The sequence below is a fragment of the Collinsella aerofaciens genome, from assembly GCF_020181355.1.
Lineage (GTDB): Bacteria > Actinomycetota > Coriobacteriia > Coriobacteriales > Coriobacteriaceae > Collinsella.
The window spans coordinates 2,217,386-2,231,405 of the sequence record NZ_CP084004.1; the positions used below are offsets into that span (position 1 = coordinate 2,217,386).

A 14,020-nucleotide genomic window follows, 5' to 3' on the forward strand; every position below is an offset into this window, starting at 1 on the left:
CGGGCGCACCCGCCGACTGCGCGCATCCAAATAAACGCGCCAAAAGCTGAAATGCAACTTTAACGGGTTCAAGTGAAAAATAAAGCCCATGGCAGGCGAACGGCGCAACGTCTTTCGGCGAAGGGAATGTCAAGTAAAAATTGGATAGAGTGGCCGAGTTTTTGCTATCGACGCGAGCCATCGAACACGTTTTGAAACTTTGCTGCGGCGCGCGGGAAGTCGGCGCGAGACTTTATCATAGGGTGACAAACAACGATGAGGAGCACATGCCTATGACAGACGAGCTGGACCCCCAGACTCAGCAGCATATTGATCATTCCGAAGACGCCGTCGACGACTGCGATACTCCTACCTGCGTCGACGCCTCCACCGATGCGCCCGCCACCGCAGATGCGCACGCCGGTGCGGATAAGGCAACAGACACAGACGATACTGTCGAGCATGATGAAAGCGAGCAGCCGGAGCCGAGCGATGCCGAACCTGACACGGACCCCGCCCCGCAAGCAGCGGGCCCCATCGAGGTGTCTTCGGAAGAAGAGCTCGATGCCGTCATGGACTCCATGATGGATGCCGTCAAAGCGATGAAAGACGCCGTGGCCGATGCCGATATTGATGCCGAGGAAGAGGAGGCCGCCGAGGCGGCCTCGACCTTTGTACCCGGCGAGACCCCCGTTGCCGACCAGGGCAGCACCATGCCCTCGTTTCTGCAGCTCGAGCACCCCACGATTGGCGCCGATGCGGTCGATCCGCACGCAGCGGACTTTTCTGTGGTCGAGGGCGGTACCGGCAATATCGCCGCGCCGCAGGCTGCCGATGCGGACGCTGTCGACACCGCTCGCCCGATCGCCCCGCACTCCCCCGACGCGAACCGCGATCTGGGGACCGCTGTCTCGAACACCGCGAACGCCGTGGGCACCTTTATTGCCCAGGGCGCCTCGGCCATGCGCGAGATGAACGCCGCGAAAAAGGCACTTGCCGATGCCCGCGCCCACCTGGCCGAACTTGAGCAGCGCATTGTCGATCAGGCCGAGGAGCTCGAGACGCGCCAGGATATCGCAGGCCGCTACGACCAGATCGTCGCCGACCAGCGTCAGGCGATCGCCACAGCGCAAAAGACCGCTGCGGCAGCCGAGATTGACCGTGATGCCCACGCCGCCAAAGCGACAGAGCTCAAGAGTCAGCTCGAACAAATGAAGACAGAGGATGACGCGACTGAGCTCCGCCTGAAGGCCGCGCTCGACGCCGTGGAGGCCCGCGAGGCAAGCTCGCGCGAGACCGGCAACCGCCTCGTTCGACGTCTTGAGGATTCCAAGCGCATCCGCGACAAGGTGCAGGCCGAGCGAGACGCCGGCATTGCCGCCGCACAACAAACCGTCGACGCCACGCGCGCCCAGCTCGAGACGCTGCGTAATGAGTATGCCGAGCTGCAACGCAATCCCTCGGCAAATCCCGCCAACTATACGGTGCGCACCAGCGAGCTCTCGATGCAGATCTCCGACACGGCAGATGCCCTGCGTAAAGCCGAAGAAGATGTCCCGTGCATCACCGCCGACCTTGAGCACTCGCTTGCCGCAGCCGAGCAGGCCGTCGAGCAGGCTCAAGCCCCTATCGCCGACGCCAAACGCGCGCACCAAGCCGTGACGACTGAGGCCGATGCCGCGCGCGACGAGCTGCAGACGGCGAAAACTGCCGCCACGACGCGCCAGCGCGAACTGCGCGAGAAGATCGCCGCCGAGGACAAGGCACGCCGCGACCAAGAGCAAAGCATCGCCAACGCCCAAGCAGATGCCGCACATGCACAGTCGATCATCGAGCAGGCGACCGAGGTACATGACCATCCAGAGATCACTGAGTCGCTTGCAGGATCCTTGGCCCGAGACAAAGCCGAACACGCCGAGACTGAGCGAGAAGTCGCCCAGCTCGAGGCCACCGAGGACGCGGTGCGCGAGCGTACCCGCGACTCACGCATCAAATTCACCGGCGCCATCGTCTGCATCATCGCCGTGATTCTGGTGATCATCCTGGTCTGGCTGTTCGCGAGCAAGTAAACCAGCTGCCAAAAAACACTCAACGCAGTTGCGGTGAGATAGTTCCTGTTTAGCCATCAAAAAGGCCAATTCAAGAACTATCTCACCGCAACTTTTTGGTGCAAAGGGGTCAGGCTACTTTGCACCAACTTGGTGAATATAAACCAGTCCCCATTGCGCCAACAACGTTTGCCCAAATAAAACCTGCCAAAATAAACCTGTCCCTTTTTGGCAGGTTGAACCACGGCAACGCCGATGTTTTGGCGCGGACAGACACTATGACCCAATCCGAGGGCACTAAAAAGATAGGAGCCCCCGCTCGTGACCGCGGGTCGGGGCTGCGACAATGATGTTGAAGTGCCATAGGCGCAGCCGCGCCGCAACGAGGTTGGGAGGCTCCCATGCCAAAGTATTCTACCGCGTTCGGGATGGACGTCCACCTGAGGTCGACCACCGTCTGCGCCCTCGACGCGGACACCGGCGAGGCCGTGACGAGGAGGTTCCCCGGCAACCCCTGGGGCGAGATCGCCGGGTGGATGGATGGGTTCCCCGGGCCGTCGCTCGCGGCCTACGAGAGCGGCTACCTCGGCTTCGCCCCGCAAAGGGAGCTCGCCGGGCTCGGCATCGAGTGCGTCGTCGCCGCGGTCTCGAAGATCCCCAGGTCGGCCGCCGACTCGGCCTCCAAGAACGACAGGAACGACGCCGCCAGGATGGCCAAGGCGATACTCGCCCACGACATCTCCCCCGTATGGGTCCCCTCCCCCGAGGTCGAAGGCATCAGGGACCTCGCCGGCGCCTACGACGGGGCGACCGCGCGCCTGGCGACCGCCAAGCAGCGGCTGCTCGCCTTCCTCGCAAAGCGGGGGTTCGTCTACGGCGGCACCACGCCCGCCGGCAACCCGAGGAAGTACTGGGCCTACGACTTCCTGAGGTGGCTCGACAAGGTCAGGCCGGAGGACGATGGCGGGGTTCGGGCGCTCGCCGCCCTGAGGAACGAGGTCGAGGCCGCGGCGGAGGCCCGGGCGGACCTGCTCTCCGAGTACAGGGCCGCCGTGGATGCCGGCCCGATCGCCGCGGAGGTGGCCGCCCTCCAGTCGATCAAGGGCTGCGCCTTCGCGCTGGCCGCAGCCTTCTCGGCCGAGGTCGGCGACTTCACGAGGTTCCGTTCCGGAAGGCAGGTCACGGCCTATTTCGGCCTCGCGCCGAGTCAGAGGTCGAGTGGCGACTCCGTGCGGCTCGGAGGCATCAGCGGTGCGGGCAACGCGCTCGTGAGGAAGCTGGCCGTTGAGGGCTCATGGTGCTACGCCGCGGCACGGCACCAGCCGAAGCTCATGCCAAGGGACACGGGCGTGCCCCTCGAGATAAGGATGCACGGGAGGAAGGGGTCCGAGCGGCTCCTGCGGCGGCGCGAGGAGATGCTCGCCCGCGGCATGCCCGCGGCGAAGGCCAACGCGGCCACCGCGGCCGAGCTCGTGAGGTGGCTCTGGGCCCTCGGCATGATGTGCCGGGAGGGCGCGGAATAGACATGGCCCCCGTCCCGGCGAGCCGGGCGGCCTTCGGGGATACCCCCTATTTCGCTGTGCGCGCGGAGCCCTCCGCATGCGCCTCGACAGACTTGGGGAACCCCGCCGAAGGAATGGAGTGCGGGCCGACAGAACGGTATCCGCGGATATGAGACTGAGCCGAAGGCGTCGATTACATGCCGGGGGCGGACCGGGACGGGTTAACGGCAGGCCCCGCCGACCGATTGCAAGCGGTCGGCGGGGCCATTGTGGCTCTTGACAGCGGATTGGGTCATATGAGCGAAAGCCCGCCAGGGCGAGCAAGGTGCCTTGAAGCGAGGTGGCATTGACCTTCTGGTCATGCCGCCGAAGTTGAAAGGCAGATTGCCGCTCTGGCGGGTTTGCAGCGTCGAGCAGTTACGCGGTTCGTAGAACCGCGTAACTAACAAATGAGCATGGCGTCGCCAAAGCTGAAGAAGCGGTAACGCTCCTCGATAGCAGCAGCGTAGGCATCCATGATCTGGTCGCGGGTGGCAAGTGCGCTCACGAGCATCATGAGCGTGGAGCGCGGCACGTGGAAGTTAGTGATCAGTGCGTCGACCACGTGATAGGTCGAGCCAGGCATGAGGTAGAGCTGCGTTGTCGCGTTCTCGCGTACCACGATGTCACCGCGGCCAAGCGTGTCGGCCCCGTCCTCGCGGTCCTCAAAATAGCGCGCCGTCACGGCCGGATCGGACACCGGCGCGTCCGCGTCAAAAGCGCTCTCGAGCGAGCGCACGGCGGTGGTGCCGACGGCGATCACGCGGTGTCCCTCGGCCTTCGCCTTATGCACGGCGTCGACAACCTCCTGCGATACGTGGTAACGCTCGGTGTGCATGACGTGCTGCGTAGGGTCGTCCTCCTCCACCAAGCGGAAGGTATCAATGCCCACCTCGAGCTCGACGGCGGCAAACTTCGCACCCTTGGCCTCGATAGCGGCCATGAGCTCGGGGGTAAAGTGCAGACCCGCCGTGGGAGCGGCAGCCGAGTGCTCCTCCTTCATGGCGTAGACGGTCTGGTACTTCTCGGGATCGCCCTCGTAATCGGTAATGTAGGGCGGCAGCGGCACGTGGCCGGCAGCATGGATGGCCTCGTCGAGCGTGCGCGGGTCGCCGGCGGCATTGCAGCCGGCCGGCTCAAAACGCACCAGGCGGCCGCCGCGGCTATCGGTGACAAAGTCGACGACCTCGGCCGTCAGCACCACGGGAGCCCCCACGGGCGCATGGGCGCCACCGGCGCGATACTCAATCTGTGCACCGGGCTTCAGGCGCTTGCCCGGCTTGACCAGGCACTCCCAAACATGGCCCAGCGGGTCAATATCCTCGCGGCGCTTGAGCAGCAGCGTCTCGACCACGCCGCCCGAGCCGGCCTTGCGACCGATCAGGCGGGCCGGCATCACGCGCGTCTTGTTGATGACGAGCACATCGCCCGGCTCGATATAATCGATGATGTCGCGGAAGATGCGGTGCTCGACGGTGCCGCCGTGCTCCAGCGGCATTCCCGCCTGGGAGCCTTTGCGATCCACCACCAGCAGGCGGCAGGAGTCGCGCGGCTCGGCAGGCGCTTGGGCGATGAGCTCTTCGGGCAGGTTATAGTCAAAATCATCGGTACGCATAGACACGTCGGATACTCCTTATATAGCTAAAGTCCGCTCTACATCCTAGCAGGCTGACGTCCCAAATGAACTACTTTTTGGACGCTTTGCGCTCGTCGCGGATGCGGGCGCGGTCCATGGCCGCCTCGACGGCCGAGAATCGGCAGCCGCAATAATTCTGCCGATACATGCCCAGCTCGCGCGAACGACGCGTGGCCTCGGGGTAATACGGACGAAAATCGCGAATCACCGGAGTGAGACCGCGGGCGGCAGCCAGACGCTCCAACACATCATTGCAGGTTTCGAACAACTGATACGGCGAGACGGCGAGCGTCGTGCCCACAAACTCAAACCCACGCTCCTGAGCCACACGGCATGCCTCGGCCAGACGCAGGGCATAGCACGTGCGACAGCGACGGGGTCGATCGGCGCCCAGCGGGGCCACGCCGACCTCCCAGCGCTCGCGGTCCTCCCCCGCCTCGATAAGCTCGATGTCGCCATCGGCACACCACCGGCGCAGCTCGTCCAAGCGGCGCTGCCATTCATCGTGCGGCTGAATATTGGGATTGGTCCAGCAAATTGTGGGTTCAAACCCCTCCTCGCGCAGCAGGCGGACTGGCTCAAGCGAGCACGGCGCGCAGCAGGCGTGCAACAACAACGGCTTCATCAACATCTCCTCCCCCGCAATGATTTTTTAATCCCCGTCCCAGAGAAAAATCATCTCAAAAAGACTACCTTGCGAAAAAGCGGACACCAAAAGACGTGTCCTCGCAGGCGACAATGCGGCGGTCGCGCAAAATGGTCCGCACGTAATACCAGTCGCCCACACAGCCCGACAAATGCAAGCCGGCCGCCAGGTAGCACAGCAGCGGATAGTCCGAGAACGCAAACCCCAGGGCAAACGCCGCCGTCACAACAACCGTCGGCGCCAGGCAAACCGCCACGTACCGCCGGCGCGAATACACCACGCCCTCGGCGCAGGCGTAAATCATGCAGGTTTCGCGATTCGCCCCAAAGGTCACCTGCGCGCCCGCAGGCGCCAGCAGCTTAAAAAACACACCGTGCACTAGCTCGTGCACGGCAAATGACGCCGCCGAAACCGCAGCCAAGCCGACTAGCCAGCCCAAGACTGCCGTCCAGCCACCCGCGTCAGCCGCATCCAGATCCGCGGGCCCACCCAGCAGCATAAACACCGGCACCAGGCACACGGCAAATGCGCCAAGCACGGCCATCCCCCACACAAAGCAGGCGTGCAGAAAATCCTCGTCCTCAAACGCATGTATGTTGGAAATCTCATTCATAGCATCTTAGGATAGCGCCCCTGTCACGTACCCGTCCGCATGTGCGATAATGTCGAACGATATGCACGAATTGACCACCGCACAGCCAGGCCCTGTGCCCGGGTGCGCTCTCACCATATGCGAAGGAGTCCCATGGCATCCAAATACTCCATGAACGACCGTCCCAGTTGGCCTCGCCGCGCCATCGTTACCGCCGGCGAGCCCTACGGCAACAAGGGCCTTCACTTTGGCCACGTTGGCGGCGTCTTTGTCCCGGCCGACTTCTTCGCCCGCTTCCTGCGCGACCGTCTGGGCCGCGAGAACGTCATCTTCACCTCGGGCACCGACTGCTACGGCTCGCCCATCATGGAGAGCTACCGCAAGCTCAAGGAGAACGAAGGCTACGACAAGTCCATCGGCGAGTATGTCGAGTCCAATCACTCTCGCCAGGCCGCGACCCTCAACAACTACAACATCAGCTGCGATATCTACGGCGGCTCGGGCCTAGAGCCGGCTGCGCAGATTCACAACGAGGTTACCGCCGAGATCATCGAGCGCCTGCACGAGCAGGGCACCATCTCCAAGCGCTCCACGCTGCAGTTCTACGACGCCAAGGCCGGCACGTTCCTCAATGGCCGCCAGGTGATCGGCCGCTGCCCCATCCAGGGCTGCAAGTCCGAGAAAGCCTACGCCGACGAGTGCGACCTGGGTCACCAGTTTGAGCCCGAGGAGCTCATCGCGCCCAAGAGCCAGCTCACCGGCGAGGTGCCCGAGCTGCGCCCGGTCGACAACCTCTACTTTGACCTGCCAGCCTACCTCGACTTTATGAAGACGTACACCGCCAAGCTCGCCCAGAACCCGCAGGTTCGTTCCGTGGTCTCCAAGACCATGGAAGAGTGGCTGCTGCCGGCGCAGCTCTACATCCAGAACAAGTTCCGCGAGGCCTTCGACGCCGTCGAGGACCAGCTCCCCGAGCACACCGTGCTGGAGCCCGAGGGCAACAAGAGCAGCTTTACCGTCACCTTCCCCAGCTGGAAGGAGCGCGACGACGCCCATGCGGTGCTCGCCAACGGCGGAGTGCGCTTCCGCAGCGGCAAGGCGCTCGTGCCCTTCCGCATCACCGGTAACATCGACTGGGGCGTTCCGGTACCCGAGGTCGACGGCGTGAACGACGTCACCTGCTGGTGCTGGCCCGAGAGCCTGTGGGCGCCCATCAGCTACACCCGCACCGTGCTCGCACGCGATGCCCAGGCCGCCGGCGTAACTGAGGGCGTCGCCGCCCAGGATGCCGCCCTCATGGGCGAGCCCGCCGCCGATTCCACGCAGGTCCCCACGCCCACCTATCAGCACAGCTCACTCGACTGGCGCGACTGGTGGTGCTCGGACGATGCGCAGATCTACCAGTTCATCGGTCAGGACAACATCTACTTCTACTGCATCGCGCAGACCGCCATGTGGGAGGCCCTGGGTTGGGACCTTACGCAGAGCACCGTTAGTGCCTGCTATCACCTGCTCTACATGGGCAAAAAGGCCAGCTCGTCCTCGCAGACGCCTCCCCCGCCGGCAGACGACTTGCTCAACCACTACACCTGCGAACAGATGCGCGCTCATTGGCTGTCGCTCGGCCTGTCCGAGAAGCCGGTGAGCTTTAGCCCCAAGGCATATGACACGCGCGTGACCGGCAAGGACAAGGACGGCAACGAGGTGCGCGCCTGCGACGACAAGCGCGTCATCGATCCGGCCCTTAAGGAGAGCGCCCTGCTGACTGGCGTGTTCAACCGCCTGGCCCGCAGCTGCTTCTACGGCGTCGCCGTCAAGGAGGGCGACGAGAGCCCCTATCGCAACGGCTGCATTCCCGCCGGTGCCGCCTCCGCCGCCGTGGTCGAGGCTGCCGAGCAGGCCGCCCTTGCCTTTGAGCAGGCCATGTACAAGTTCGAGACGCACCGCGCACTCGCCGTGTGCGACGACTACCTGCGCGCCGCCAACAAGCGCTGGAGCGATGCCTCCAAGGCCGCCAACAAGCTCGAGGGCGAGCCGGCCAACACCGCCATGAAGCAAGCTCTGGTCGACGCCTTCACCGAGCTGCGCGTGGCGACCGTGCTGATGCACGGCATCGTCCCGGCCGGCTGCGAGCTCATCTGCGAGTACTTCGACGTCGATCCGGTCGCCTTCTTTAGCTGGGACAACATCTTTGCCTCCACGGACGAGTTTGTGGAGAGCCTGGGCGAGAAGCCCGGCGAGCACCGCGTGAAGCCGCTGCCCCCGCGCTTCGACTTCTTTAGCAAGCACGAGAGTCAGTACTAAAGCACGGCAGCAGCAGCGTGCCCGGAAAGTAACCAATTTGGGACGGGAAGGAAAGACGGATGTCCAAGCCGCGTCGTCGTAAGCAAAAAAAGCAGGTTAAGCCCGAGCTCAGGCTCAGGCAATTTGCCGCTACCGAGCTTTCCGACCAGCTTGCCGCCCTTCCCTGCGCCGCCGACCTGCCGCGTTTTATGGTCGACACGGTCGCCGGCGCCTATGTCCCCACCGATGCCGAGCTCATGATCGAAGGCTTTGGCGCCGCGGCCACACGCCCAGTCACACTGCGCGCCAACACGCTCAAGGCGACCGCCGAGGGCATCGCCGCCGCACTCGACGAGGCCGGCATCGCGCACCGCCCCGTCGCATGGCATCCGGACGCCTTCATCCTGCCCGAGGCCCAAGTTTCCGACCTATGGGACCTCGACATCTACCGTGACGGCAAGATCTACCTGCAGAGCCTGTCGTCGATGATGCCGCCGCTCGTGCTGGGCGCTCAGGCCGGCGAGGACATCCTGGACATGTGTGCGGCCCCCGGCGGAAAGACGACGCAAATCGCCGCCCTCACCCAGGGACAGGCGCACCTCACTGCCTGCGAGATGAGCATTCCCCGTGCCGAAAAGCTCGAGGCCAACTTGGGCCGCCAGGGCGCCAAAAACGTGCCCGTCATGCGTATTGACGCACGCGAGCTTGACGAGTTCTTCCGCTTTGACCGCATCCTGCTCGACGCTCCCTGCACCGGCACGGGCACCGTCATCAGCGGCAACGAAAAGAGCTTGCGCGGCCTCACCGAGCAGCTGCTCGTCAAGTGCGCCCGCTCGCAGCGCGCGCTTCTGGATCGCGCCATGGGGGCACTCAAACCGGGCGGCACGCTCGTCTATTCGACGTGTTCGATCTTGCCGCAGGAAAACGAGGATGCCCTGCAAGAGGCCCTCGACAAGCACATGGACTGCGAGCTCATCCCCCTCGACGGCACGCCGAGCGAAAGCGAAGCGCGTCGCGCCCAGGAAGCTGGTGAGGAACCCCGCATCGAGTCCAACGCTCTCACCGAGGCAATCGCCGCGGGCCACATCTCGGCCATTGCCAACGGCATGCCCGGCACGCTGACCATTCCGCCCAGTCGCGACTTTGAGGGCTTCTATATCGCCCTGGTCCGAAAACGCAGCTAGCGCACGGATTCAAAACTCAACAAGCTATCGCCGTGCGCGCCTGTCCTGCTGGTCCTTATGCCGCGCAAGCGCTTCACGCTCCTTGCGCTCGGCCTTTTTGCCCTTAATGGCCGTGACCACAAAGTAGATGACCGCGGCGGCAACGATTGCGCCCACGCATAGGCCAATCGAGCCCAACATTGCCGAGAATTCCATACCGCGTCACCTCTCTTTTGTATACGGGACATTCAAGATAGCACCTCGATTCCCGCCACCACAGCTCCTTCACGTTCGCCGGCCCCTCAGTCTAACGGATGGCGCGGCGGGGAAAAATCAACTCGTCAAACGATTTAGCACTCGCAACGCCGGTCGTACACTGCCGACCGCACAACATAGAAACGGACCGCCATGGATTCTCTCAACGATTTGAACGAGCGCGTCGACGCCTTTGTCGCCACCAGTTCCTTCGATACGCCTGCCGCGACTAACGACCAAGCCCCCATTGATGTTCCCGCCGAGGTTCACGAGGACATCGTCGCCTCGGTCGACTTCTCCGAGGTAGAGCTTGCAAACGAATTTACCGAGCCCCAGGTGGCCGTAACTCCCAACGGCCTTTTGCCCATGGAGCCGCTGCCCATCGACGGACGTCTGCGCAAGGCGGCCCTCCGCATGCCCGATGAGATCGAGGAGGCCAGCGGCTTTACGCTCTTTGGCCGCCGCATCAAATCGCTCATCTACACCACCGACGTGGCGGTCATCCGCAATTCCAATGCCGACGCCGTGTTTGCCGTCTACCCCTTCACGCCGCAGCCCGCCATTACGCAGGCGCTGCTGACCGTTGCCGAGTGCCCGGTCTTTGTGGGCGTTGGCGGCGGCACCACCACCGGTAAGCGCTCCGTGCAGATGGCGGCCGTTTCCGAGATGCAAGGTGCGGCGGGCTGCGTAGTCAACTCCCCCGCTACTGCCGAGATGGTCGAGCACATCACCAACATCGCCGACATCCCCGTCATCGCCACGGTCGTACGTTGCGACGACGATGCTCACGCCAAGGTGCGCGCCGGAGCCAAGATCCTCAACATCGCGGCCGGCAAGAACACGCCGCAGGTCCTGCGTGAACTGCGCGAGCACTATCCCAACCTGCCGCTCATCGCACCGGGCGGCAAGACGCCCGAGAGCATCCGTGAGACCATCGCCGCCGGCGCCAACGCCATCATCTGGACGCCGCCATCGGCCCAGCAGCTGCAGACCGACATGATGCAGCGCTATCGCAAGATGAAGGAAGACGCCACGCCCGTCATCTCGCGCGACGATGTGCCCATTATCGACCAGGTCGCCGCCGCCGAGGTCAGCCAGGTCGAGAACATGAATCCCGATGTGCCGATCCCCGACGAAGTCATCGAACGCGTCGCTTCAATCCACGATCATATCGAGGAGCGTCGCGCCAACCGCGGACTCAAGCCCTCGCTGCACGGTTTCTTCTTCCGCGGAAAGAAACGCTAGCCGCAACAGCAAGGCCCGTCCCGCAAATGAACTGCGTCCCAAATCTTGGACGCCCTAAATAGCGACTAGGCCGCGAGGGCCTGATTCCGGAACTCCTCCGGGGTCAGGCCCTTCAATCTTACCTGCCTCCGGCTCGTGTTCCAGTGGACTATGTATTCCTCCAGGTCGCGTTTGAAATCCTCGAACGTCTCCCACTCGCGGCCCCGGTAGAACTCGTCCTTGACGTGGCCGAAGAGCTGCTCGGTGGCGGCGTTGTCGATGCAGTTCGCCTTCCTGGACATGCTCTGGACGATGCCGGCGGCCTCGAGCCTGGATGTGTACGAGGCGTGCTGGTACTGCCAGCCCCGGTCCGAGTGCATGGTCGGGGCGGCGCCCTCGGGGATCTTGGACAGCAGCTCGTCGAGCATCCTGACCTGCTGGGCCATGTCGGGCGTGGTCGATATGTCGCTCGCCACGATCTCCTTGGTGCAGAAGTCCAGCGTCGGGGCCCAGTAGGCCTTGCCGCCCGCCACCTTGAACTCGGTGACGTCCGTTCCCAGCTTCCGCCACGGGGCCCCGGCGTCGAAATCCCTCGCGATCACGTTCTCGAACGTCCTGCCGACGACGCCCCTGTACGAGTTGTACCTGTGGTAGGCCGTCTCGCGTCTGATACCGCAGCGAATCCCCATCTCGCGCATCATCTTGAGCACGGTCTTGTCGGCTATCACGGTCCCCTCTTCCGCCCTGAGGCACATCGCTATCTGCCGGTGCCCGCAGCCGTTGGCGGTGCGCGAGAAGATCTCGGCGGCCGCCTCCCAGAGCTCGGGGCGCGTGGGCCTCGGCGGGTGCGCGAGGGCGTAGTAGTAGGTCGACCGCTTGAGCTCGGCGCATGCGAGCAAGTGCCCGAGCGCGTGCCCCTCGGCGCGCAGGGCCGCGACCGCTTCGGCCTTCGCCCTGGTCAGAGCCCGTCCCTCTCGACCAGGGCGCGTAATTTTTTTAGGTAGGCCACCTCGGCCTCGAGCCTACGGCACCGCTCCTCGAGCTCCTCCTCGCGGGTCCGCGGCCTCGCCTTGGAACCCTTCGGCCGGCCCTTGGGCCTCGGGCGCAGGGCCTCCGCGCCGCCCCGGCGGTATAGCGCGCACCACTTCTTGAGCGGCGACATCGACATTATGCCGAACGCCGCCATCGCCTCGGTCTTCGTCATGCCGCCGTCGACGACGGCGGAGGCGGCGGCGACCTTCTGCTCGTATGTGTACCTGCCCTGCTTTCCGTCCATGCGCAGCAGCACCTCGCTCCCGAATGCGCGGTATATCTCCTGCCATCTTCTCACGGCTTCCACGGGAAGCGAAAGGGCAATCGCGGCAGATTTATACCCGTGCCCGAGCTCGAAGAGCCCTATGGCCGCCTTCCTGGCCTCGATATCATGCTTCACTCTCAAATCAACGCGCATAAAGAAAGCCTCCCATTTCTCATGTCCAAGAAATGGGAGGCAGTTCAAAACAACGGGACGGGCCTTTTTCTGTTATCAAATGTCAGGAGGGACAGGCGCAGCCGTTAAAACCGTCAACCAGCCCACAAACGCTAATCCACGCGCTTGTCGCCCATAAAGAAGACGGCCACCGTGCCAGGACCGGTATGCGAGCCAATCAGAGCACCGATGCTATTGATCTCAATCTTGCCTTTGAGCTGCGGAACTTGTTCCTCTATCAGCGCCGCAACGGCCTCGGCGTCCTCGCGGCACGCCGAGTGCGACATGATGCACTTGCCCGAATAGTTCGCGCCGTCCTGCACATGCGCCATCACGGTCTTGGCCATCTCGGAGATCGCGCGCTTCTTGGTGCGAATCTTCTCACGCGGCGCCAGCTCACCTTCACAATCGACCGTCATGAGCGGGCAAATCTTGAGTGCCGTGCCGATGATCGCGCTCGCGGCCGAAATGCGACCGCCGCGCAGGTAGCTCGACAGATCGGTCGAGAAAAACCAGTGGTGAAGGTTGAGTTTATGCTCCTCAATCCAAGCGGCCGTCTCGTCGAGCGAAGCGCCGCTATCGCGAACGTCGGCGGCACATTCCGCCAGCAGGCCAAAGCCCGAAGACGCCGCCAGCGAATCGATGACGCGCACCTTGCCGCCCTGGGGATAGCGATCCGCGAGCATCTGCGCCGCAACGCAGGCCGATCCATACGTGCCCGAAATACCCGACGACAACGCCAGGTGCAGCACGTCTTTACCCTCGGCAACAAACGGCTCCCAAAACTCCTCGTACTCACCAACACTCACCTGAGACGTCTTGGGCATGGCGCCCGCGGCAATCTGGGCAAAAAAATCGTCCGGCGCAATCGACTGATACAGATCGTCCGTATAGACAACATCGTCGATCTCGTAATGAAAACACACGACAGGGATATTGCGCGACGCAAAGAACTCACGGGTTCGATCGGCGGCGGATTCACAGGTCAGGACAAAATCACTCATATGAGGCTCCTTACTCATTGCTGCGCAAATTATCGCACTGCAAGCGTGAATACGGTACAAATGTCCACTATTTACCAAATTGAAGCAAAGGTAGTGAACATCTTTACCGTCATCATCTCTATCGATCCCGGAGGCATGCGTCTGCAAAAACGACCCTGCGTCTCCACTCAACCGCCATATC

The 14,020-nt window shown here is 63.4% G+C and carries 12 protein-coding genes; 5 read left to right on the top strand and 7 right to left on the bottom strand.

The genetic code is table 11. The annotated features are described in order from the left end of the window. Positions 1–272: 272 nt before the first annotated feature. Together LCQ44_RS09695 and LCQ44_RS09700 are read left to right on the top strand one after the other, a co-directional pair. Positions 273–2,048 (top strand): coiled-coil domain-containing protein, encoded by a 1,776-nt coding sequence (locus tag LCQ44_RS09695; RefSeq protein ID WP_225093736.1) that lies wholly within the window; start codon positions 273–275, stop codon positions 2,046–2,048. A gap of 380 nt (positions 2,049–2,428) precedes the next feature. Then, on the top strand, positions 2,429–3,550 hold the full coding sequence (locus LCQ44_RS09700; protein WP_225093737.1) for an IS110 family RNA-guided transposase: 1,122 nt from the start codon (positions 2,429–2,431) through the stop codon (positions 3,548–3,550). Between the two features lie 421 nt (positions 3,551–3,971). Here LCQ44_RS09700 and queA read toward each other — a convergent pair whose 3' ends face one another. From queA to LCQ44_RS09715, 3 genes are all read right to left on the bottom strand, one after another. Beyond that, complete coding sequence (gene queA / locus LCQ44_RS09705; protein ID WP_225094253.1) at positions 3,972–5,183, bottom strand: tRNA preQ1(34) S-adenosylmethionine ribosyltransferase-isomerase QueA; 1,212 nt, start codon at positions 5,181–5,183, stop codon at positions 3,972–3,974. 70 nt (positions 5,184–5,253) lie between these two features. Beyond that, positions 5,254–5,829: an epoxyqueuosine reductase QueH gene (locus tag LCQ44_RS09710; RefSeq protein ID WP_225093738.1), complete on the bottom strand. Its 576-nt coding sequence runs from the start codon at positions 5,827–5,829 to the stop codon at positions 5,254–5,256. 64 nt (positions 5,830–5,893) lie between these two features. Then, positions 5,894–6,463, bottom strand: a complete 570-nt coding sequence (locus LCQ44_RS09715) for a DUF3267 domain-containing protein (protein ID WP_225093739.1) — start codon at positions 6,461–6,463, stop codon at positions 5,894–5,896. 132 nt (positions 6,464–6,595) lie between these two features. Here LCQ44_RS09715 and LCQ44_RS09720 point away from each other — a divergent pair, with 132 nt between their 5' ends. Beyond that, the gene (locus LCQ44_RS09720; RefSeq protein WP_225093740.1) at positions 6,596–8,746 is read left to right on the top strand and encodes a class I tRNA ligase family protein; all 2,151 of its coding nucleotides are present in this window, start codon (positions 6,596–6,598) and stop codon (positions 8,744–8,746) included. A gap of 59 nt (positions 8,747–8,805) precedes the next feature. Then, the gene (locus LCQ44_RS09725; RefSeq protein WP_225093741.1) at positions 8,806–9,909 is read left to right on the top strand and encodes an RsmB/NOP family class I SAM-dependent RNA methyltransferase; all 1,104 of its coding nucleotides are present in this window, start codon (positions 8,806–8,808) and stop codon (positions 9,907–9,909) included. A 24-nt stretch (positions 9,910–9,933) separates the two neighbouring features. Here the strand turns inward: LCQ44_RS09725 and LCQ44_RS09730 are convergent, their stop codons facing one another. Continuing rightward, positions 9,934–10,104 (bottom strand): hypothetical protein, encoded by a 171-nt coding sequence (locus tag LCQ44_RS09730; RefSeq protein ID WP_225093742.1) that lies wholly within the window; start codon positions 10,102–10,104, stop codon positions 9,934–9,936. Between the two features lie 192 nt (positions 10,105–10,296). Here LCQ44_RS09730 and LCQ44_RS09735 point away from each other — a divergent pair, with 192 nt between their 5' ends. Next, the gene (locus LCQ44_RS09735) at positions 10,297–11,388 is read left to right on the top strand and encodes a beta/alpha barrel domain-containing protein (protein WP_225093743.1); all 1,092 of its coding nucleotides are present in this window, start codon (positions 10,297–10,299) and stop codon (positions 11,386–11,388) included. 65 nt (positions 11,389–11,453) lie between these two features. Here the strand turns inward: LCQ44_RS09735 and LCQ44_RS09740 are convergent, their stop codons facing one another. From LCQ44_RS09740 to LCQ44_RS09750, 3 genes are all read right to left on the bottom strand, one after another. Then, complete coding sequence (locus LCQ44_RS09740; RefSeq protein WP_225094231.1) at positions 11,454–12,359, bottom strand: IS3 family transposase; 906 nt, start codon at positions 12,357–12,359, stop codon at positions 11,454–11,456. Then, a complete protein-coding gene (locus LCQ44_RS09745) occupies positions 12,326–12,817 on the bottom strand; it encodes a helix-turn-helix domain-containing protein (protein WP_117736974.1) in 492 nt (163 codons plus the stop codon). Before LCQ44_RS09745 ends, LCQ44_RS09740 begins: the two co-directional genes overlap by 34 nt. A 131-nt stretch (positions 12,818–12,948) precedes the next feature. Beyond that, positions 12,949–13,839 (bottom strand): DegV family protein, encoded by an 891-nt coding sequence (locus tag LCQ44_RS09750; RefSeq protein WP_225093744.1) that lies wholly within the window; start codon positions 13,837–13,839, stop codon positions 12,949–12,951. Between the last annotated feature and the right edge of the window lie 181 nt (positions 13,840–14,020).

Coding starts and splice junctions, on each gene's coding strand:
- queA (WP_225094253.1), bottom strand. CDS start 5,183: ATGCGTACCGATGATTTTGACTATAACCTGCCCGAAGAGCTCATCGCC.
- LCQ44_RS09710 (WP_225093738.1), bottom strand. CDS start 5,829: ATGAAGCCGTTGTTGTTGCACGCCTGCTGCGCGCCGTGCTCGCTTGAG.
- LCQ44_RS09730 (WP_225093742.1), bottom strand. CDS start 10,104: ATGGAATTCTCGGCAATGTTGGGCTCGATTGGCCTATGCGTGGGCGCA.
- LCQ44_RS09745 (WP_117736974.1), bottom strand. CDS start 12,817: ATGCGCGTTGATTTGAGAGTGAAGCATGATATCGAGGCCAGGAAGGCG.
- LCQ44_RS09735 (WP_225093743.1), top strand. CDS start 10,297: ATGGATTCTCTCAACGATTTGAACGAGCGCGTCGACGCCTTTGTCGCC.
- LCQ44_RS09725 (WP_225093741.1), top strand. CDS start 8,806: ATGTCCAAGCCGCGTCGTCGTAAGCAAAAAAAGCAGGTTAAGCCCGAG.
- LCQ44_RS09750 (WP_225093744.1), bottom strand. CDS start 13,839: ATGAGTGATTTTGTCCTGACCTGTGAATCCGCCGCCGATCGAACCCGT.
- LCQ44_RS09695 (WP_225093736.1), top strand. CDS start 273: ATGACAGACGAGCTGGACCCCCAGACTCAGCAGCATATTGATCATTCC.
- LCQ44_RS09720 (WP_225093740.1), top strand. CDS start 6,596: ATGGCATCCAAATACTCCATGAACGACCGTCCCAGTTGGCCTCGCCGC.
- LCQ44_RS09715 (WP_225093739.1), bottom strand. CDS start 6,463: ATGAATGAGATTTCCAACATACATGCGTTTGAGGACGAGGATTTTCTG.
- LCQ44_RS09700 (WP_225093737.1), top strand. CDS start 2,429: ATGCCAAAGTATTCTACCGCGTTCGGGATGGACGTCCACCTGAGGTCG.